General features: G+C 36.7%; 20 protein-coding genes and 2 riboswitches. Of the genes, 13 read left to right on the top strand and 7 right to left on the bottom strand.

Annotated features, from left to right (window positions below):
- Together aceA and D9780_RS10910 are read left to right on the top strand one after the other, a co-directional pair.
- The gene (gene aceA / locus D9780_RS10915; RefSeq protein WP_121640107.1) at nt 1–1,278 is read left to right on the top strand and encodes an isocitrate lyase; all 1,278 of its coding nucleotides are present in this window, start codon (nt 1–3) and stop codon (nt 1,276–1,278) included.
- Between the two features lie 272 nt (nt 1,279–1,550).
- Nucleotides 1,551–2,819 (top strand): C40 family peptidase, encoded by a 1,269-nt coding sequence (locus tag D9780_RS10910; protein ID WP_240458664.1) that lies wholly within the window; start codon nt 1,551–1,553, stop codon nt 2,817–2,819.
- Nucleotides 2,820–3,044: 225 nt separating this feature from the next.
- On the opposite strand, the gene D9780_RS10905 is transcribed toward D9780_RS10910, so the two are convergent.
- A complete protein-coding gene (locus D9780_RS10905; RefSeq protein ID WP_205601133.1) occupies nt 3,045–3,434 on the bottom strand; it encodes a VOC family protein in 390 nt (129 codons plus the stop codon).
- A gap of 492 nt (nt 3,435–3,926) precedes the next feature.
- Between D9780_RS10905 and D9780_RS10900 the strand changes: the two genes are divergently transcribed.
- The 4 genes from D9780_RS10900 (at nt 3,927) to D9780_RS10885 (ending at nt 7,737) form a co-directional block, all read left to right on the top strand.
- Nucleotides 3,927–5,423 (top strand): BCCT family transporter, encoded by a 1,497-nt coding sequence (locus D9780_RS10900; protein WP_121640104.1) that lies wholly within the window; start codon nt 3,927–3,929, stop codon nt 5,421–5,423.
- A gap of 296 nt (nt 5,424–5,719) precedes the next feature.
- Nucleotides 5,720–5,828, top strand: a riboswitch (guanidine-I (ykkC/yxkD leader).
- A 291-nt stretch (nt 5,829–6,119) separates the two neighbouring features.
- Nucleotides 6,120–6,458, top strand: a complete 339-nt coding sequence (locus D9780_RS10895; RefSeq protein WP_116277950.1) for a DMT family transporter — start codon at nt 6,120–6,122, stop codon at nt 6,456–6,458.
- Complete coding sequence (locus D9780_RS10890) at nt 6,458–6,772, top strand: DMT family transporter (RefSeq protein WP_077705102.1); 315 nt, start codon at nt 6,458–6,460, stop codon at nt 6,770–6,772. The genes D9780_RS10895 and D9780_RS10890 overlap by 1 nt, the downstream gene beginning before the upstream one ends.
- 182 nt (nt 6,773–6,954) lie before the next feature.
- The gene (locus D9780_RS10885) at nt 6,955–7,737 is read left to right on the top strand and encodes a VLRF1 family aeRF1-type release factor (RefSeq protein ID WP_121640103.1); all 783 of its coding nucleotides are present in this window, start codon (nt 6,955–6,957) and stop codon (nt 7,735–7,737) included.
- A gap of 217 nt (nt 7,738–7,954) precedes the next feature.
- Here the strand turns inward: D9780_RS10885 and D9780_RS10880 are convergent, their stop codons facing one another.
- The 6 genes from D9780_RS10880 to D9780_RS10855 all read right to left on the bottom strand — a co-directional run bounded on the left by D9780_RS10880 (nt 7,955) and on the right by D9780_RS10855 (nt 11,873).
- A complete protein-coding gene (locus tag D9780_RS10880) occupies nt 7,955–8,296 on the bottom strand; it encodes a fluoride efflux transporter FluC (RefSeq protein ID WP_121640102.1) in 342 nt (113 codons plus the stop codon).
- Nucleotides 8,293–8,691: a fluoride efflux transporter CrcB gene (crcB, locus tag D9780_RS10875; protein ID WP_073007372.1), complete on the bottom strand. Its 399-nt coding sequence runs from the start codon at nt 8,689–8,691 to the stop codon at nt 8,293–8,295. Before crcB ends, D9780_RS10880 begins: the two co-directional genes overlap by 4 nt.
- Nucleotides 8,670–9,089, bottom strand: coding sequence for a Fur family transcriptional regulator (locus D9780_RS10870; protein ID WP_121640101.1), 420 nt, complete (start codon nt 9,087–9,089; stop codon nt 8,670–8,672). Before D9780_RS10870 ends, crcB begins: the two co-directional genes overlap by 22 nt.
- A gap of 160 nt (nt 9,090–9,249) precedes the next feature.
- Nucleotides 9,250–10,086 (bottom strand): metal ABC transporter permease, encoded by an 837-nt coding sequence (locus D9780_RS10865; protein ID WP_121640100.1) that lies wholly within the window; start codon nt 10,084–10,086, stop codon nt 9,250–9,252.
- 15 nt (nt 10,087–10,101) lie between these two features.
- Nucleotides 10,102–10,857 carry a metal ABC transporter ATP-binding protein gene (locus D9780_RS10860; protein ID WP_121640099.1) on the bottom strand — a complete coding sequence of 252 codons (756 nt, stop codon included), beginning with the start codon at nt 10,855–10,857 and terminating at the stop codon, nt 10,102–10,104.
- Nucleotides 10,858–10,895: 38 nt separating this feature from the next.
- Nucleotides 10,896–11,873, bottom strand: coding sequence for a metal ABC transporter solute-binding protein, Zn/Mn family (locus tag D9780_RS10855; RefSeq protein ID WP_073007361.1), 978 nt, complete (start codon nt 11,871–11,873; stop codon nt 10,896–10,898).
- A gap of 510 nt (nt 11,874–12,383) precedes the next feature.
- Here D9780_RS10855 and D9780_RS10850 point away from each other — a divergent pair.
- From D9780_RS10850 to D9780_RS10820, 7 genes are all read left to right on the top strand, one after another.
- Nucleotides 12,384–14,783, top strand: coding sequence for a 3-hydroxyacyl-CoA dehydrogenase/enoyl-CoA hydratase family protein (locus D9780_RS10850; protein ID WP_121640098.1), 2,400 nt, complete (start codon nt 12,384–12,386; stop codon nt 14,781–14,783).
- 16 nt (nt 14,784–14,799) lie between these two features.
- A complete protein-coding gene (locus D9780_RS10845; RefSeq protein WP_121640097.1) occupies nt 14,800–15,975 on the top strand; it encodes an acetyl-CoA C-acetyltransferase in 1,176 nt (391 codons plus the stop codon).
- A 96-nt stretch (nt 15,976–16,071) separates the two neighbouring features.
- A complete protein-coding gene (locus tag D9780_RS10840) occupies nt 16,072–17,856 on the top strand; it encodes an acyl-CoA dehydrogenase family protein (RefSeq protein WP_121640096.1) in 1,785 nt (594 codons plus the stop codon).
- 662 nt (nt 17,857–18,518) lie between these two features.
- Entirely contained in the window at nt 18,519–18,872 is a 354-nt protein-coding gene (locus tag D9780_RS10835) for an arsenate reductase family protein (protein ID WP_121640095.1), read from the top strand.
- A 173-nt stretch (nt 18,873–19,045) separates the two neighbouring features.
- Nucleotides 19,046–19,426, top strand: coding sequence for a glycine cleavage system protein GcvH (gene gcvH, locus D9780_RS10830; RefSeq protein WP_073007348.1), 381 nt, complete (start codon nt 19,046–19,048; stop codon nt 19,424–19,426).
- 645 nt (nt 19,427–20,071) lie between these two features.
- The gene (locus tag D9780_RS10825) at nt 20,072–20,428 is read left to right on the top strand and encodes a toprim domain-containing protein (RefSeq protein WP_073007345.1); all 357 of its coding nucleotides are present in this window, start codon (nt 20,072–20,074) and stop codon (nt 20,426–20,428) included.
- 22 nt (nt 20,429–20,450) lie between these two features.
- Nucleotides 20,451–20,765, top strand: a complete 315-nt coding sequence (locus D9780_RS10820; RefSeq protein WP_121640094.1) for a thioredoxin family protein — start codon at nt 20,451–20,453, stop codon at nt 20,763–20,765.
- A gap of 68 nt (nt 20,766–20,833) precedes the next feature.
- A riboswitch (SAM riboswitch) is annotated at nt 20,834–20,948 on the top strand.
- The last annotated feature ends 72 nt before the right edge of the window (nt 20,949–21,020 follow it).

Here is a 21,020-nt window from a genome sequence, read left to right as displayed (position 1 = left end):
ATGATAACTGAACGTGTAGAAAAATTACAGAAAGCTTGGGAAAATGATGAACGGTGGATAGGTGTAGAAAGGCCTTATAGTGCGGAAGAAGTTATCCGTTTAAGGGGTTCCGTGGATATAGCATATACATTGGCAGAAAAAGGATCGGAGAAATTATGGGAATTATTACAAACGGAAGATTACATTCATGCACTTGGAGCTTTAACAGGAAATCAAGCTGTCCAACAAGTTAAAGCTGGATTAAAAGCAATTTATCTAAGTGGTTGGCAAGTAGCTGCAGATGCGAACTTAGCAGGGCAAATGTATCCAGACCAAAGCTTGTACCCTGTGAATAGTGTACCAAATGTAGTAAAGCGGATAAATCAAGCGTTGCAACGAGCGGATCAAATTCATTATTTAGAGGGGAAAGAGGATATCGATTGGTTTGCGCCAATTGTCGCTGATGCAGAAGCTGGTTTTGGTGGCCAATTAAATGTTTTTGAATTAATGAAATCCATGATTGAGGCAGGTGCTTCAGGAGTACATTTTGAGGATCAACTAGCTTCGGAGAAAAAATGTGGCCATTTAGGCGGAAAAGTATTGCTTCCTACACAAACAGCGGTACGAAATTTAATTGCTGCTCGATTGGCTGCGGATGTAATGGGAACACCAACTATTATTGTTGCTAGAACCGATGCAAATGCTGCCGATTTAATTACGAGCGACGTCGACCCTTATGATGCTCGATTTATTACTGGAGAGAGAACAACGGAAGGATTTTATAAGACAAAATCCGGCATTCATCAAGCGATCGCAAGGGGGCTTGCGTATGCGCCGTATGCTGATTTAATCTGGTGTGAAACTTCAGAACCAAATTACGAAGAAGCTAAACAATTTGCCGAGGCGATACACGAAAAATATCCAAACAAAATGTTAGCTTATAATTGTTCACCATCATTTAATTGGAAGAAAAAGTTGACAGACGAAGAAATTGCTCAGTTTCAGAATAGAATAGCAGAACTTGGATATAAGTTCCAGTTTGTTACGTTAGCAGGATTTCACGCTCTTAATTACAGTATGTTTGAATTGGCAAGAAAATATAAAACAGAAGGTATGAAGGCATATTCGGAGTTACAACAAAATGAATTTGATAGCGAAAAATTTGGATATACTGCTACAAGACATCAGCGAGAAGTAGGAACTGGGTATTTTGATGAAGTTGCACAGGTGGTTTCTGGAGGCACGTCCTCAATGGCTGCATTAAAAGGTTCCACAGAAGAAGAACAATTTTCTTTATAAGTAAAATGATCTAAGAACTTCATTTATGTTTCGAAAATATCCCAGGAGAAGCGTTGTTCGTTAGCGAATAAACGCTTCTTTTCATGAAAAGTTAAACATTATGTCGCATTTGAAATATAATTGTAATATTACTATAACACGCTTGCAACTTTTAGCTGTTATAATACGAGTTGCCTACTAAAGATAGTTATACATAATTAAACGTCTATTATTAGCTACAGCAAAAAGATAGATACATATAAAAAATTCTATGTAAAAAGCGGGGGAGTATTTTGAAGAAGTCAATTGTAACAGTTGCGACTGTAACAGTCGTTGGATTTAGCAGTGCATTTTTTCATACACAGGTGCAAGCGGAGACACTAGGGAACTTAAAAGATAAGCAAACAGAAATTAAAAGTGATCGAGAAGCAATTAAAGCCGATCTTTCAAAAGCAGAAGCGAAAATTGCTGATGTACTCGTTGAATTAGAAGAGTTGAATCAACAAATCACGCAATTCGATGATGCAATGAAAGAAAATAAAGCACAAATTGAAAAAGTGCAAGCCGATATTGCTAAAAAAGAACAAGAAGTGGACAAGCTTGAAAAAGAGATAGCAACATTGGAAGATGCAATCGAAAAGCGTTTTAATAAGTTAAAAGAACGTGCCGTTTCCTATCAAAAAAGTGGTGGCGACGTTAACTACTTAGAAGTTATTTTTGGTTCTAAGGACTTTGGTGAATTTATTAACCGTGTATCAGCTGTTAATAAAATTACAAATTCAGATGCTAATCTAATAGAAGAACAAGAAAAAGATAAAAAAGAAGTAAATGAAAAGAAAGATAAAGTTGTTAATAGTTTAGAGGAAATGGAAGCATTACAAGTTGAATTAAAAGGTATACAGGAAACTATTAAACAACAAAAAGAAGAAAACGAGAAAAAAGAAGCAAAACTAAAAGATAAAAAAGCTGATCTTGAAGGTTTAAAAGAAGACTTAGAAATCAAAGATAGTAATCTTGCTGATCTTCAAGCGGAAGTAAGACAAAGCATGCAAGTTGAACGTCAACCTGAAGCTACAACTCGTAGTAATGCTTCTAGTAGTAATGCTTCAAATGGTGGAGAATTGCAAACGCTAAGTAGTAAAAGCGAAACAAAAAGTAAAAGCTCTTCTGCTGCACCAAAAATGTCAGCTGGAAGTGGCAGCGTAAGTACAATTGTTAATTCTGGACGTCAACATTTAGGCGTGCCTTATGTTTGGGGAGGAAAGGGCCCAAGTGGATTTGATTGTTCTGGATTTGTATCTTGGGCATTTGCACAAGGTGGCTACTCTATTCCATCAAGCACAAGCGCATTAGTAAATGTAGGTCAAAAAATCTCATACAGTGAAATTCAACCCGGAGATCTAGTTTTCTTTGATACGTATAAGAAAAATGGACATGTCGCTATTTACATGGGTGGAGGTAATTTCATTGGTGCGCAAAGTACGCCAGGAGTATCCATAGAAAGCATGTCTAATTCATATTGGAGCAATGCATTTAAAGGGCATGTACGTCGCGTTCTTTAATCGAATAAGCCTAAGGCCGTTCTCAAGTGAGGACGGCCTTTTTTTGTGGTCTAGGAAATTATAAAAGAAGGTGTTTCAATCAGTGGGGTAATTCACTCCCACTGATTTCTAGCGTATTGTCCAAGCCTCGCCCTTCAAAAACGAAAACAAACCAACTTTATATGCAAAAATAAAACAGCCATGTAATTAGTGACGAGATTCTCTTCTGATGTAAAACAAAATACTCTATTTACCGTGCACTTTAACATGTGGATGATAGCTAGAAATCTCAATTAAATTTTGATCAGGATCTCTTACATAAATTGAAGTAATAGAACCAAGAGCACCTGAACGCTGAACCGGGCCTAATACAATAGACACTCTTTTTGCTTTAAGTTGTCGAAGTACTTCTTTCGGTGTATTTGTTGTAATAAGACAAAAATCTCCTGATCCAGGAGTTGGGTGACTAGCTTTAGGCGAAATTTCCTTATCAACTTCTTGAAAATTAATTTTTTGTAAACCAAATCTAGCTGCTTTTCTATTTTGGTTAAACGTTTCAATTTCCATCCCCAAAACGTCACCATAAAATTGTATTGATTGCTCGACACTCTCAACTGTTAAAACCAGGTGATCCATTCGTAATATTTCCAATTTAGTTCCTCCTATGACCTAATAAGTATTCCACTCGTAACTGCTCCTACCAAAAAATTAAAAGATCTGTATATTTTCAAGCTAGCCATTGTATTATACAGAACCCCACCATTTTTTAACCTATCCTCTATATTAATATTCATTTCGCGTTTCATTATAACTAAAGGTAATCATCTAAAAAAATATTAAGTGAAAAAAATGTTAAAATAGCTATATTATGACGCCTTTTAAAAAAGCAATACTGGAATCATTGACGAAGCGGAGCGAAGGACAAAGTCTTTACCCTTGATGGAATGATAGCGCGCCCCGAGCTTTTGTTCCACTATAGGAAAGCTCACACGCAAATATTAGAAAATTAGGTTTATTGTTTTTTTATTTGGGTATACATTAAGGTATCCCGCTTGTTTATTTTGTTCGCGTGTTACTCCCCGCTTATTTTAGAAATAAAACCGGTAAATCAAATAGAAAGGAATTGTTATGAAAAAAAATACTTTTAACAACCCAGTTTTTTATGTGTCAGCGTTTGTTGTACTATTACTTGTTATCGTCGGAGCGATTATGCCAAATCATTTTGGCGATGTAGCAGAAAAAATGTTTAATTTTACTACTATTAATTTTGGTTGGTTTTACCTCTTGGCTGTGTTTATCTTTGTTGCATTTTTACTTATTTTATCTGTTAGTAAGTATGGGAAGATAAAATTAGGAGCAGTGCATTCTAAACCAGAATATTCTTTTTTTACCTTTTTTTCAGCTGGTTTTGGAGCAGGTCTTGTTTTTTGGGGTGTAGCAGAACCAATGAGTCATTTTTTTAACACCCCATTTCCTGAAGTAGAAGCTATGACAGAAGAAGCAGCGAGAGTTGCTATGGGTTACGCCTTTTTTCATTGGGGAATTAGCCAATGGTCAGTATTTGCGATTGTAGGACTTGTTATATCCTATTTACAGTTTAGAAAAAAGCAACGAGGATTAATTTCAACTTCCATTCAACCAATCATAGGTGAAAATAAATCGATTGCCAATACAGTGGATACTCTAGCAGTAGTAGCGACTGTGATGGGAGTAGCAACGTCTTTGGGGTTAGGAATACTTCAGATGAATGGTGGCTTAAAGTCTGTTTTTGATGTACCGACTTCCATATGGGTACAAATGGGTATTGCTGGAGTCATGCTTGTAACCTACTTAATATCATCTAGCACAGGATTAGATAGAGGGATAAAATGGTTGAGCAATATTAATTTAGGGCTTTGTCTACTGTTACTAGTGTTTGTATTTCTAGCAGGCCCCACTGTTTTTATTTTAAATACATTCGTTTTAGGATTAGGTGATTACTTATCAAGTTACATTCATTACAGTCTTCGTTTAACCCCTTATACAGGAGATACTTGGGTAAGGGAATGGACTATTTTCTATTGGGCTTGGGCTACTGCTTGGTCTCCATTTGTTGGAGCATTTGTAGCGCGCGTATCTAGAGGAAGAAGTATTCGTCAATATGTTTTAGGAGTATTGGTTGTTTCACCAGCAATTGCTTGTATTTGGATTGCGACTTTTGGAGGGACAGCAGTATATAATGATCTAATGAATGGAACTTCTATAGCACAAGCTGTGAATGTAGATATTGCAGTAGCCTTGTTTGAAACGTATCAGCATTTGCCGATGACAAATATACTTTCTATCTTATCTATATTTCTAATATTTACATTCCTTGTGACTTCAGCAGACTCTGCAACATATATCCTTGGTGTAATGACTTCAAAAGGAAGCTTAAACCCAGCATTAGTGACAAAAATTGTTTGGGGGCTTTTAATAACTGCTATTGCTATTGTACTTTTATTAGCAGGAGGTTTAGAAGCTTTGCAAACCGTTTCGTTAATATCAGCACTCCCATTTACGGTCATATTGCTGCTGATGATCATCTCATTTACACGGATGTTGTCAAGTGATTATAAACAAGTAAAACAAGATAAAGAGAACTAGAAAGCAAGAAAGTGTGCACACTACATAGTATCCTTAATGGAAAAACTCTCATTTTGAGGATGTAAGCTGTTCTTTTTCAACAGGTTGTTACGGTTACATTAATTAAAAAATAGCTCAAGGTTATTTGTGAAAAATTTTAGTAAATCTATCTCATAATAGGCTTATGAAAAAAATCAACTAGTGCTATTGAAAATAAGAAAGTAGCTAGTCTGAATGTTTGCCGCATAGTAGACAAAAAGTATATTTGACAGACTTGTTTATGTATCGTTATAATAAGCCATAATGACTAAATTTTTAACCTAATTTTCTAGGGTTCCGCAGATGATAAGTTATTAACTGGTCTGGACCAAGAGAAAATGCGCGTTGTCCACAACGTGTACACGGAGGGATAAAAGCCCGGGAGGATATCTAAATATAGGATATCTTCCTGGGTTTTTTGTTTGCTTTTTTCTATTATAGAAAAGTATACGGTGTATAGCATAAGTAAAATGATGACTCATGCTATAAAGGTGTAGCGATAAGTCCCATTCGACCTTAAATCCAATGTCAAAGAACAAATTGTGTAGTTTATTACGTTGTACAAAAGTTCTTAGGTTAAATGCATCCCCCCTTACCGCTTGGTGGCACCCTTTATTTCTGAAAGAGGGAGACTACTTACGAAAGTACGTTAAAAATAGATCAGAAAAGGTGATGAGCATGAATAAAGATTGGAATACAGTATTTATCGCTAGCTTATTTGAAATTTGCTGGGTAATTGGTCTAAAACACTCAAACAGTTTAGTTGATTGGGGGTTAACGCTAATAGCTATTTATATTAGTATGCACTTGCTTATTATGGCTTCTCGCCGCTTGCCAGTTGGTACCAGTTATGCGGTATTCACCGGTATAGGGACGGCAGGGACAGTAATAGCAGACATAGTGATTTTTGGAGAGCCAATTCGACTTTTGAAAATGGCGCTCATTCTATTGTTAGTATCAGGAGTTATCGGCTTAAAATTAGTCACACCACAAAAAGATAGGAAAGAGGTGTCATAATGGATTGGCTTATACTTGTATTAGCAGGGTTTAGTGAAATTCTCGGTGTTACGGGAATTAATAAAGTGAATCAACGGATAAGTGTCATGTCCATTTTATGGTTATTTGGAGGTTTTGGACTAAGTTTCATACTGCTTGGTATTGCAATGGAAACAATTGCAATGAGTACGGCTTATGCTGTTTGGACAGGGATGGGAACAGTAGGCAGTGCCATTGTTGGTATGTTGTTTTTTAAAGAATCTAGCGATTGGAAGAGGTTGCTTTTTATTGGCATGATTTTAAGTGCAGCAGTTGGTTTGAAACTCATTTCATAGTTTCGTTCTACTATGGGGTGATATAGATTTTGAGGTCTAGCTTGTAAGACGACCTCCAAGTGAGGAAACAGCGATAGTTTAACTAGTTTTAAAAGTAGTATCTCTACCCATATGTTTATGATCTACTTTAATCGGTAATACATTACTAAGAAGCAAATAGCAACGAAGGAGTGAAGATAGAGATGGATTTAAACAAAAAACTAAAACAATTAGAGTCAATAAAAAGAGAAGGTCCTGATAAAATATTTAGCATGTATTTAAATACAGACCCATCTGACCCTGAACAACAAGGCGGGGAATGGAAAATTCATTTGAAAAACGGAATACGTAATTTCGAACAATATCTAGAAGAATCTGATGATAAGGAAGAACTTCGTAATTTTCAACATGTAAAACAAAACGTGGAAAATTTCATTAGAGGCAATGAACAACAATTTCGCAAAGGTGTTATTGTGTTTGCGACAGCAGATGAAGAAGTGTGGTTTGCAATACGAGTTCAAATGCGTTTAGAAACAGAATTTTTCTGGCAGGAAACGCCACAATTAGAACAATTAAAGAAATTGAAAGAAGAATACCCAAAAACTGGGATCGTATTGGTGCAGCAAAACGAAGTGAGAGTTATCGAATCCTATTTAAATGAATTGGATATGGAGAAGCATTTTGAATTAGATGTTAATGTAGATGATTGGCGTGAAAAAACGGCGATGGGACCAGGGAATCCTACGACTCAAAAGGACGATTTAAACGCTCGCTTTGAAGCGAATAAACATCGTTGGTATAAATCTGTAGCTCCTAAATTGGATAAGCTAGCTAAAGATGAGGGCTGGGAAAAAATAGTGGTAATAGGTGAACCAGGACAGGCGCAAGCATTGCAAGATCAAATGAATAAGCAACCTGATGAAGTGATCAATAAAAATATGCTAGATCATGCATCAGAGAGAATAATTGAGGAAGTTTTCGCATAATCCAAAGGGAGTTGTGAAGTACATCCCTGAATAACAGTAACAACATAATTCGTTATTCGGGATAGATATAGTAAAACAACAGTATTTTCAGCGTCAACAATATACACTTCACTTGTGTGTGTTTTAAAATTAGTAAAAGATACATGAAAATATAGAGGTTATAACTATGTCTAGAAAGACTTGATATATACATGGGCAGTCTTTCTAGACGCTGGTATTATAACGATAAAATCAATGTTGCTGGTAGAATAGAAACGATAAACGATAGGCTAATATAGCCGATAGCCTTATTCCATTGTTGTTGTAATAGTAATTGCATGGTTTCATTACCAAATGTGGAAAATGTGGTATAGGCTCCACAAAAACCGACTCCAAGAATAAGCCACCAAGTATGTGGAAGGATTTCTTTTGTGTATATAAATACAAGAGATGCTAAAAGGATAGATCCTGTGACGTTGGCAAGCCAAGTTCCAATTAATCGCTTATTTGCGATAATTGACAGTTGATAGCGGACAAAACTTCCACAAAAGCCTCCTAAAGCAACATAAAAAAAGCTCATATTCTTGCCTTCTTTCTAGTATGTATGGAAAATAAATAACCAATATAGCAGGATAAGAGGCCTCCGGCAATGCTAAGTAAAACATAGGTAATCGCTAAGAAAAAATGGCTATTCCAAAGCTCAATCGTTTCAACGGTAAAAGTGGAAAAAGTAGTAAATGAGCCAATTAATCCAGTCGTTAATGCTGTGAACAACGTTGGTGGCAAGTGTTTTTTAATTTGTTTATGATGTAATAAATAACTTAATAAAAAACAGCCAAGCAAGTTGGCGGACAACGTAGCAAATGGGAAGCCATCTGTTGAGAATATAAATGTTAGACTATACCTTCCCATTGCTCCAACTGCTCCGCCTAATCCAATTGCTGTGACTAATTTTATGTTTGTGCTAACATGCATCCAGGACACCTTCCGTAGATTTCAAATTTATGTCCTTCAATCGAATATGCAGCTAATAGTTGTTCGACTTCTTCCATAGGACAAATATCAATTTCTTTTGTTTTACCACAATCTTTACATATAAAATGGTGATGATGATGATGTGCACAATTCATTCGAAAATGCTTTTCACCACCTAATTCGGTTGTTTCCAAAATGCCTAAATCGTGGTAGAGATGTAAATTGCGGTAAATGGTATCAAAACTAATACCAGGATAATTTGCTTCTAAATGTGTAATTAAATCTTTAGCGGTACGGTAACCATCTGCTTTTTCAAAAAAAGATAAGATGTCTTCTCGTTTCCCCGTCATTTTATAGCCTTTTTTACGTAAAAGTGTGACAGCCTCTTGTCTATTCATACAGCTTCCCTCACTTCGTATTGTGCTTCATATGCTCCACATGGTATATTTCTACTTACATGTTTTATTAATAAGACCCCTGAAGTAATCATGTAATAAAACGTTTCTTAACATAAAGAGCTAAAAAGAAGTATTGCTTGTTTACATGTGGTTACAATTCTTAGGATGTTGCTTTTGAACGCTGCTTGCTTATAATGATGGATAATAATAACAGCGAAATGGATACTAATACAATCGTTCCACCTGGTGGAATACTTAAATAATACCCTGTTATTAACCCTATAATAACAGCTATTTCACCAAATACAATAGATAAATACACCATTTGCTTGAATCCTTTAGCAAAACGCATGCTAGCTGCAACAGGTAGTGTCATAAGAGCAGACACAAGTAACACTCCGACGATCCTCATCGAGATTGCAATAACTAGTGCAGTTAAAACGATAAATAATAAATGGATTGCTTTCGTGTGTAATCCAGAAATAGTTGCATGCTCCTCATCAAAAGAAAGTGTAAATAATTCTTTGAAAAACAGGACGATGATAATAATAATAAACCCTGCTATACCAGCTATAGAATAAAAATCGCTTTTACTTACTGCAGATACAGAGCCAAACAAATAGCTAAATAAATCTGTATTAAATCCATCTGCTATTGAAATAAATATAACGCTAAGCCCTACACCACCAGATAATATGATTGGAATAGCCAGCTCTTGAAATGCCTTATAAACGCCACGCAACTTTTCAATTAATATTGAACCGAACACAGAAAAAGCTATTCCGGTATACAGTGGACTGATCATGAGTGCGAATTTTTTTTCTAATAATAAACCGAATGCGATTCCAGCTAAAGTGACATGGGATAGCGCATCAGCTAGCAAAGACAATCTTCTGACCACAATAAATGTTCCTAGTAAAGGTGCGATAAGACCAATTATTATTCCAGTAAATAACGTATTTCTTAAAAAATCATATTCCAAAAAATCTGCTAGCATATGTCTTCCTCCAAATCAATGGTCGTGTGTAATTAAATGGATATTATGTCCATAAATATGAGACCACTCTTCGTTCGATATTCTTTTATAAGCTTCTGGTTTTCCGTGGAAATGCAATGTTTTATTTAAACATGCAATTTCAGTTGCTTGTTCAGCGATTGTTCCAGTGTCATGCGTTATCATAAGCATCGTAATGCCTTTATTGCGGTTTAGGTTATCAAGTAAATCGTAAAATCGCTGTACATTCTCATTATCCACCCCTACAGTCGGTTCATCTAAGATGAGTAGTTCGGGATCATTGACTAAAGATCTAGCAATAAAGATGCGTTGTTGTTGTCCACCAGATAAGTTACCGATATTTTCATGTGTATATGCCTTCATTCCAACTTGGTTAATTGCTTCCTTAACTTTTTCTTTATGTTTTTTTTGAAAGAATTTTAAATAGCCAACTTTGGCAGTTAGACCCATTGACACTACTTCGTATACGGTTGCTGGAAAACCTTTATTAAACGCATTTGCCTTTTGCGAAACAAAACCAATTTTATGCCAGTTGTTAAATTTTTCAATCGGTTGGCCAAATAATTGAATACTTCCAGCATCCGCTTTTTGTAAACCGAGAATTAATTTAATAAGTGTGGTCTTTCCACCTCCGTTTGGCCCAACCAAGCCCATAAATGAGCCTTTAGATACGGAAAAATTGATATGATCTAATATTTGCTTATTTTCATAAGAAAAACTGATGTTTTTCATGGAGATAATGGCTTCACTCACTTTTAAGCCTCCTATCTTTTTCATGACTCAATCAAGAATTAAGAAGTTACTTGATCGAGTGTTTTTAGATTTTTTTTCATAATGGAAAAATAATCTTCCTCATTTTCGAGATCTTTCTTTGTTAAGACAGATAAGTTATGAATAGTAACAGCTTGTGCTTGAATATGGTCTTGTATAACTTTTGATATACGATTGGACGTATTTTGTTCGAAGATGATATAATGAAGATCATCGTTTTCAGCTTGGTCGATAATTTCGGTTAGTTCTTTCTGTGATGGCTCATGGTTAGGTGACAACCCATTAATGGAAATTTGCTCTAAACCATAGCGCTCTTCCCAATACCCATAAGCTGCATGGGATACGAGAATATGTTTGTTTGTTGCTGCTTCCAAAACGGATGTAAAGTCGGCATCAAGCGATTGTAGCTGTTCTGTTAATTGATCAAAATTATTTTCGTAAAGCTGTTTATCGTCTGGGTTAAGTTTTATTAATCGTTCTTTTACCATGTCAGATAATGTAATCATTCGCAAAGGATCAAGCCATACATGTGGATCATGATCTCCGTGAGTATGACTTTCATGAGCTCCCGCTTTATCAGCATGCTCTCCATCTTCATGGGAGTGATCACTTACCGTATGGTTCGTTTCTTTATCAAAAAGATGCTCATTTTTGCCTAGCTCGACAAGCTCCACGTCTTCTGAACGCAGTGCGTCTGCTGCATTCTCTGCAAATCCTTCTAACCCTGCACCTAAGTAAATAAATGCATCGCTTTTAGCTATATTTGTCATGTCTTTAGAGGTTGGCTCATAGGTATGCGCATCTACTCCTGGCGGATAAACGGAATGCACATCAGCTGTGTCTCCAGCAATTTGCTCTACAGCAAACTGAATTGGATATATAGATGTATATATAGTTATATCAGTGTTCTTTTGATTAGCACCATCTGTTTTTGTACAACCGACAATAAATATTGTAATAAAGCCAAGTATAAGTATAGCAATCGATGTTCTCCTCAAAAGTTGTTCCTCCTCTTCTTAACTCTCCTTTACATATAATATCGTAATCATTCCGAAAAGTAAATAGGAACCGTTACGATTAATTAATATAGTAATCGGAAAAGACAATTTTATTTTGTTTCTAGGAAAGTGTCCAATAGAGTTTATCCTATTAGGGAAACGGTGACTTGTACCTTAAAGGTTTGGTGATAGACAAGTTTCTCTAAATTTAGCTTTCATCCATGAAGATATCTCTCCAATGATTGAAGGCGCATTGTAATAAATTTTTTTATAAAGACTTGTTCGGCGTTTGTGAAAAATGGTCTATCCGTTTCTAAACAAGGTTAAAGATTATGAATGAGAATGTTTTACGTATGTATTTGCAAGCTTATTAATAAAAAAATGTTTATAATTGTTGCGAAATATCAGTAAATACTTTATAGTAATAGGTAAGTAGATAGGAGACTATCTTTTTATTTTCGACATAAAATGAATGAGTATTCATTCAAAATGTGGATGGGAGGATAAACTATGAAGCAATTGATCAGGCGTGCTGCTGTTTTAGGATCTGGGGTAATGGGGTCAGGAATTGCGGCACACTTGGCTAATGTTGGTATACCAACAATTATGCTTGATATTGTACCGAAACAGGTAACAAAAAAGGAAGAAAACAAGGGGCTAACTTTAAATAATCCATCTGTTCGCAATCGAATTGCAACAGAGAGTAAAAAGGCGTTATTAAAACAAAAACCTTCCCCTATTGCAACGAAAGAGAGCCTTGATTTAATTGAAGTAGGAAATATGGAAGATGATATGGAAAAGCTAGCTGAGGTGGATTGGATTATTGAGGTTGTCGTCGAAAATTTGGAGATTAAACGAAAAGTTTTTGCGAATGTAGAACAGTATCGTAAACCAGGAACCATTGTAAGTTCAAATACATCTGGTATTTCTATTGAGGCAATGTCGAGCGAATGTTCGGAAGATTTTCGCAAACATTTCCTAGGCACACATTTCTTTAATCCACCAAGATACTTAAAATTACTTGAAGTCATTCCAACGAAAGATACTGATCCTGAAGTGCTGTCCTTTATGAAGCAATTTGGCGAAGATACTCTAGGAAAAGGTGTCGTTGAAGCTAAGGACACACCTAACTTTATTGCTAATCGAATTGGTACTTATGGCTTGTTAATTACTGTACAGGAAATGTTACGTGGCGGTTATAGTGTCGGCGAAGTTGATTCTGTAACAGGGCCGTTAATTGGTAGGGCGAAAAGTGCTACCTTCCGTACCCTTGATGTCGTAGGATTAGATACATTTATCCATGTAGCGAAGAATGTATATGATCAAGTGGAAGGAGAAGAAAAAGAGAAATTCTCTGTTCCTGAATTTATGCATACGATGCAAGAAAAAGGGTGGTTAGGCGCCAAAAGTGGTCAAGGATTTTTCTTAAAGAAAAAAGGGAAAGACGGGAGCGTTATTTATGAATTAAATCCAAAGACATTGGAATATGAAGATAGGAAAAAGCTTAAAACGAAAGCAACGGAAATGGCAAAACAAGAAAAGGGCTTGCATCGAAAAATGAAAACGCTTCTAGCGCAGAAAGATGATCGAGCAAGCGCGCTCATTTGGTCCATTTTAAAACCTGTATTTATATATGCTGCCGAACTAACAGGCGAAATAGCTGATGATATAGCAGCTATCGATGATGCGATGAAATGGGGCTTTGGCTGGGAACTAGGTCCATTTGAAACGTGGGATGCAATTGGTTTGCGTAAATCAGTTGAACGCATGCAAAGCGAAGGAGAAACGGTTCCTACATGGGTTTTACAATTATTAGAAGCAGGAAAGGAATCTTTCTATCAAACAGAAAATGGCAACGTCTACTTTTATGATCAAGGAACATATAAGAAAAAGGATGTCAATAAAAAAGAGATCCATTTGCGCAGTTTAAAAGAAGTACAGGGTGTTATTAAAAAGAATACAGGAGCTAGCTTAATAGATTTAGGCGACGGGGTAGCATGTTTAGAATTTCATTCTCGAAGCAATGCCATCGGATTAGATATTATGCAAATGGTTCATTTCGCCATAGAAGAAGTAGAGAAGAATTACGAGGGTCTCGTTATTGGTAATCAAGGTAAAAACTTCTGTGTAGGAGCTAATTTAGCCATGATGTTGATGGAGGCACAAGATGATAATTTCTTTGAACTAGATATGGTTATTCGGCAATTTCAAAATATGACGATGGCAATTAAATATGCTAATAAACCAGTCGTTGTAGCACCGTTTAATATGACGCTTGGTGGTGGTGCAGAAGTGTCCTTGCCAGCAGCTTCTATTCAAGCCTCAGCAGAAACTTATATGGGCCTTGTAGAATTTGGGGTAGGTCTTATTCCTGGGGGCGGTGGTACGAAAGAATTGTATGTAAAGATGCTTCGTCAACTTCCAAAAGGCGTGTCCTTTGATACGACGAAGGTAGCCAATGATGTTTTTGAAAAGGTAGCGACAGCGAAAGTATCTACTTCAGCTGCTGAAGCACGCGAATTTGGCTTTTTAGACCAATGTGATCGAATTAGCTTTAACCCAGACCATTTACTATATGATGCAAAGGAAAATGTCCTATCATTAGCGAAGTCAGGCTATCGGGCGCCAAAAAGAGAAAAAATTCCAGTAGTCGGTGATGCAGGTTATGCTGCCATGGTATTAGGAGCTAAAAATTTGTATTTAAGTGGTTATGCTTCCGAACATGATGTGAAAATGGCAGAGAAATTAGCCTATGTTTTGTCAGGGGGTAGAATTCAAGAAGGAACGAAAATAGATGAACAAGTAATGCTAGATTTAGAACGAGAAGCCTTTTTAAGCTTAATTGGAGAGCCAAAAACACAACAACGAATGCAACACATGTTGGTTAAAGGAAAACCATTACGTAATTAATGAAGGGGGAACTAGTGTGAAGGAAGCAGTAATTGTTGCGGGTGCAAGAACCCCTGTAGGCAAAGCAAATAAAGGGTCACTTGCTCAGTCAAGACCTGATGATTTAGCAGCGCTAACCATTAAAGAAACATTAAAACGTGCAGGAAATTATAATGGAAATATTGACGACGTGATTATTGGCACTGCTATGCCAGAAGCAGAACAAGGTATGAATATGGCTAGAAATATAGCTGGTCTTGCAGGTTTAGATCATAATGTACCTGGAATAACGGTTAATCGTTATTGTTCCTCAGGTTTGCAAAGCATTGCTTACGCTGCAGAGCGCATTATGGTTGGAGCTAGTGATACCATTATTGCAGGTGGGGCAGAATCTATGAGTTTAATACCAATGGGTGGCCATGTGATTAAACCGAATTCACACTTAGTAGAAAATGCCCCAGGATATTATATGGGAATGGGGCATACAGCAGAAGAGGTTGCCAATCGTTTTCAAATTTCTAGAGAAGATCAAGACGCTTTTGCGGTAAGAAGTCATCAACGCGCTGCTAAAGCAATCGAGGAAGGTAAATTTACGGATGAAATGGTGCCTGTTGAAGTAACGCATCGGTTCATTAATGATCAAAATAAACCAGAAGAGCAAAAGATGACATTTAAGATGGATGAAGGAGTACGTCCGGAAACATCTACTGAAATTTTAGCTAAATTAAGGCCTGCATTTCATATCAATGGATCGGTTACTGCAGGAAATTCATCACAAATGAGTGATGGAGCAGCATCCGTGTTAGTAATGGATAGAGAAAAAGCAGAAGCAGATGGGTTAATGCCAATGGTTAAATTTCGATCATTCGCTGTAGCTGGCGTGGAGCCAGAAATTATGGGAGTTGGTCCGGTAGCTGCTATCCCAAAGGCTTTAAAAATTGCTGGTTTAGAATTGGCGGACATTGATTTATTTGAATTGAACGAGGCGTTTGCTTCTCAATCCGTTCGTGTTATTCAAGCTTTGAATTTAGATATGGATAAAGTCAATGTCAATGGTGGTGCAATAGCGTTAGGACATCCACTAGGTATGACAGGAACGAAATTAACGCTAACACTTATGCATGAAATGAAACGCAGGAAAGTGCAATTTGGTGTTGTAACCATGTGTATTGGGGGAGGCATGGGAGCAGCAGGTGTTTTTGAACTGATATAATGCATGTTTGTTTGACAAAGATGAATAATCTAAAGTTTAAATTTTAAAGGGATACGTTTCATGGTGTAAAAATTAATAGAAAAGGGGTTCACATAGATGAGCGAAACAAAAGAAAAAGTATTCAAAGGCGGCGGTTTTTTAGTTGATGATTTAACGGCAGATGACGTCATTACTCCAGAGGATTTCACCGATGAGCATAAGATGATTGCGAAAACGACAGAAGAGTTTGTGGTTGGTGAAGTAGTTCCTAAAATTGACCATTTGGAAAATCATGAATTTGAGCATTCTGTAGATTTATTAAAAAAAGCTGGTGAGCTAGGGTTGTTAGGAGCGGATGTTCCTGAAGAATATGGCGGTTTAGCTTTAGACAAAATCAGTTCTTCTTTAATTACGGAAAAATTTGCTCTTGCGGGTGGTTTTTCGGTTACACATGGTGCACATGTAGGAATTGGCTCATTGCCAATCGTGTTTTTCGGCAACGAGGCGCAAAAGGAAAAGTACTTACCGAAATTAGCTACTGGAGAATTGTTAGCAGCATATGCTTTAACAGAACCAAGCTCAGGTTCAGACGCTTTAGGGGCAAAAGCTACAGCTACGTTAAATGAGACGGGAACACATTATATTTTAAATGGAGAAAAGCAATGGATAACGAATTCAGCTTTTGCTGATGTGTTTGTTGTTTATGCTAAGATTGATGGAGAACATTTCTCCGCATTTATTGTAGAACGTGAATTTCCAGGTGTATCCACAGGGCCTGAAGAAAAGAAAATGGGAATTAAGAGTTCCTCAACTCGTACGTTGATTTTAGAAGATGCTGAAGTACCAGTAGAAAACTTATTAGGTGAAAAAGGGCGCGGCCATATTATCGCATTTAATATTTTAAATGTTGGCCGTTATAAGCTTGCTATTGGTGGTGTTGGTGGAGCGAAGCGTGGCATTGAGTTAGCGGCGAAATATGTAAATGAACGTAAGCAATTTAATAAGCCTATTTCTAGCTTTTCCCTGACAAAAGAGAAACTAGCAACAATGGCTGCAGAAACATATGCAAATGAAAGTGCGGTATATCGTACGGTAGGCTTATTTGAGCAGCGAATGGGTGCACTTACGGAGGAGCAATTAAATGACGGTAGAGAAATTGCTAGAGCAATTGCCGAATACCAAATAGAATGTTCGATGAATAAGTATATGTGTACGGAACTATTGGATTTTGTAGCAGATGAAGCTGTTCAACTACATGGTGGCTACGGTTTTATGCAGGAATATGAAGTAGAGCGAATGTATCGCGATTCACGTATTAACCGTATTTTTGAAGGGACAAATGAAATTAATCGCTTATTAGTTCCTGGTACATTATTGAAGAAAGCAATGAAAGGTGAGTTACCTTTATTACAAAAGGCACAATCACTTCAAGAAGAGCTAATGATGATGATGCCAGAAGAAGTTGGCACAGATGCATTAGAACAAGAAAAACATCTGCTTAAAAATGCGAAGAAAATGGTATTGCTAGGAGCCGGTTTAGCGGCACAGAAATTTATGCAGAACATCGAAAACGAACAAGAAATTCTTGTGAACTTAGCTGATATGATAGCAGAAGTTTACAATATGGAGTCTGCCATTTTGCGTACAGAAAAGGCCATGCACCGAGATGGTGAGGAAAAGAGTATGCAAAAGCTGTTGTATACGCAAGTTTATGTACAAGAAGCGTTTAATCGCATGGAGGCAAATGCTAAAGAAACATTAATTGCTGTAGAAGAAGGAGACACTTTACGAATGATGCTTTCTTCTTTACGTAAGTTAACACGGCATACACCGACAAATGTAATTGCAAAAAAACGCGAAATTGCTACTGCCATTATTGAAGAAGAAAAATATACGCTATAAAAAAGCTATGTAAGAACAAAGGCGTGGTGCTCGTTTAGCAACGTAGCAACTGGATCGAATCAACGAGATAAAGAAATCGCGGTGAACAGATGATGACTTAGTGTAGGGCAATGGACTGAAGTTGCCTAATTGCTGGGCGATGGAGCCGGACGATACTTTTCGGTTATTTCGTGCTCTACAAGCATCTCATTTTATCATTTCAGATAATAAAAAAAGACGTGCTGAATCTAAGGAAATAACAGATTCTAGCTCGTCTTTTTTGTACTATAACACGACAGCTCTCCGCTATTTAGTATGGGAATCAGTCAGTAGGTAATTTAGGAGGTTTTACGTCGAGTGTGTGGCAAGATAGTATTTCTATGGGGGAACAATATTCCTTTCATATTGGCGTCTTGGCTCGTAAATTATACCCGCTGATGCTTCATGTCAAACCGACTACAATTACCTTTTAACTATGCTATAAACTAAAAAGGTTTATCCTTATCTATAGTGCACACTAAATGTTGTATTAAAAATCAATAGAATTTGCATGAATAGAATGCTGAAAATACAGAGGTTATAACTACGTTGAGGAAAACTTGACACATACAAACCCCATTTTATTCGAATTTCAATTGTTTATTTTGATATAATGATACATATTATAGATTGGGGGCTGTCTAATGCTGACTTTTTACTGGTATCCGAACTGTGGGACATGCAAAAAAGCGAAAAAATGGTTAGATAATCATCAAGTGAATTACAAACCGATACATATAGTTCAAAATCCACCAAATAAAGAAGATATACTTGAACTTATGCAGAAGAGTGGGATGCCTGCAAAGAAATTCTTTAACACAAGTGGTAAAAAATACCGTGAATTAAATATGAAGGAAAAAATAGCAGATGCCACGGAAGAAGAAATGGCGGAGATATTAGCCTCTGACGGAATGCTAATTAAGCGACCAATTGTAACAGATGGCTCTAACGTAACTGTTGGCTTCGAAGAGGAAGAATTTGAAAAAAATTGGCTATAATAGCTTATTCCAACCGAACTGTCGAATAAAACATCAAGTTGATGAAGGATTCTACAATGGTAACTACAAGTGAAGGGTAAAACTTTTGGAATAATCTATTTAAAATAATACTGGATAATTGGGACTGAACCTTGTATAGTGAAATTGGAATATATCATTTGGAGGGAATAAATATGAGCGTACCAAAGGATTTATTATATTCAAAAGAACACGAATGGGTAAAAAAAGAAGATGGAACTGTGCGCATTGGAATTACTGCATTTGCACAAGATGAGTTAGGTGACATTGTGTTCGTTGAACTACCTGAAGTCGGTGACGAATTAGAAATCAATGAGCCTTTCGGTAGTGTGGAGTCCGTGAAAACAGTGTCGGAATTATATGCTCCTATTAGTGGGAAAGTCGTTGAAATGAATGAAGAATTGGAAGATAGCCCTGAATTAGTGAATGAATCACCATACGAAAAGGCATGGATGGTCGTTGTTGAACCAACGAAGGAAACAGAATTGGATGACTTACTATCTGCGGAAGCTTACGAAGAAATTATCAGTGAATAAATATTAAAAAAACTAGGCTTGTCGCCAAAGTCTTATGGCGAAAGCCTTTGTTTTGGTCTAGGAAATTATAAATTTTAGCAGCTGTGGATAAACTAACTAAGTTATTTAGCCACGTCCGGCTCCAGTGGCCAGCAACTAGGCAACTTCACACCATTGCCCTAAGCTAAGTCATCATTGATTCGTGCGAAATAGGAAGGCCGACTAAAGACGGGCTTGCAGGAGTATGCTTTCTAAAACTTTCGTTGATTCGTTCCACTCTCTACGTTGCTAACCAGGCGCCCCGAGCCTTTGTTCTTCTTATATTATAAACCTGAAAAACTTGATACTTTCTTATAGTGTGTGAACAAAGCTGATTGCAATGCTTTGCAATCAACTTTGTTTATAAGATTGTTAATAATTGTCCGTCTGCCACATAAACTAGGAGTAAACTTATAGGTAATATGAAAACAAGCATTATAGTACAGAGATGACGTCCTGCTAAATGATGTATACATTCAATAGTCAAAAAGCCTCCTAGCTATGCAGTTATCCTTTTGTAAGTAGTATATATTCCCAGCTAGGTTTGCACTATTGAAAGACAGCTAAAGTAAATAAAATATATTTTATTGCAAGCTTGTTGCTTGATTTTTCAAGGAGTGCTGTGTGATGATTACAAATGGATCAGAAAAGGTTATGATTGTAGAAGGATTGACTGATAAGAAGCAAGTGAATAAAGTGATTGCCGAAGAGATCACCATTGTTTGCACAAATGGAACGCTTGGAGTAGAGAGATTTGATCACATGTTGGAAGAATATGGTTTAGATGATAAGGATGTTTTTATTCTTGTCGACGAAGATCCTTCTGGCATCAAGCTTCGTAAACAACTAGCAAGAGAATTGCCACATGCAGAACATGTATATGTAAGTAGCGAATACAGAGAAGTAGCTACGACACCTGAAAATGTACTAGCTCAAGTTTTAGTGAGTAAACGAATAGCGGTTAATCCTATATTTCTGATTTAATTTAAAGTAAAAAGGTGATAGTTTGCAACAAGTAACAAAAGAGCAACTACAGCAATCCAATTACTTTCTTTATATTTATACACCACTTTGCGGAACGTGTAATCTTGCTAAAAGTATGTTGCTTAAAATGGAACAAATGCAAAAGCAAGAGCTATTTTTAGAAATGAATGCATCACTACATCCAGAATTTATGCAAACGCATCAAATAGCAAGTGTTCCTTGTTTGCTTATAAAGAAAGATGGAGAGCTCGTTGAAAAAATGTATGCATTTCGTGATGTAGCAAATATATACCAACACTTGATCATGCATAGACCAGAATTGTTTTCATTTCGATAGTAAAATTACATTGACAGATAGCAAGCAACGTGTTATTATGATTTCTATTCCAATTAAATAATAATTAACTCTTATCTTGAGCGGTGGAGGGACTGGCCCTACGAACCCGCGGCAACCTTCAAATAAATGTTTTATTTTGAAAGGTGCTAATTCCTGCAAGGCTTATGTCTTGGTAGATGAGGGGACATTTTGACATGTATACGTCTTTCTGTTCTCTTGCAGAAAGGCGTTTTTAATTGCTGATGTGGGCATAAT

It is taken from the genome of Virgibacillus sp. Bac330 (genome assembly GCF_003667845.1).
In the GTDB taxonomy this organism is placed as follows: Bacteria; Bacillota; Bacilli; order Bacillales; family Amphibacillaceae; genus Virgibacillus; species Virgibacillus chiguensis.
Note: the sequence above shows the minus strand (reverse complement) of the source record. Positions and strands in the feature narration are given on the sequence as shown.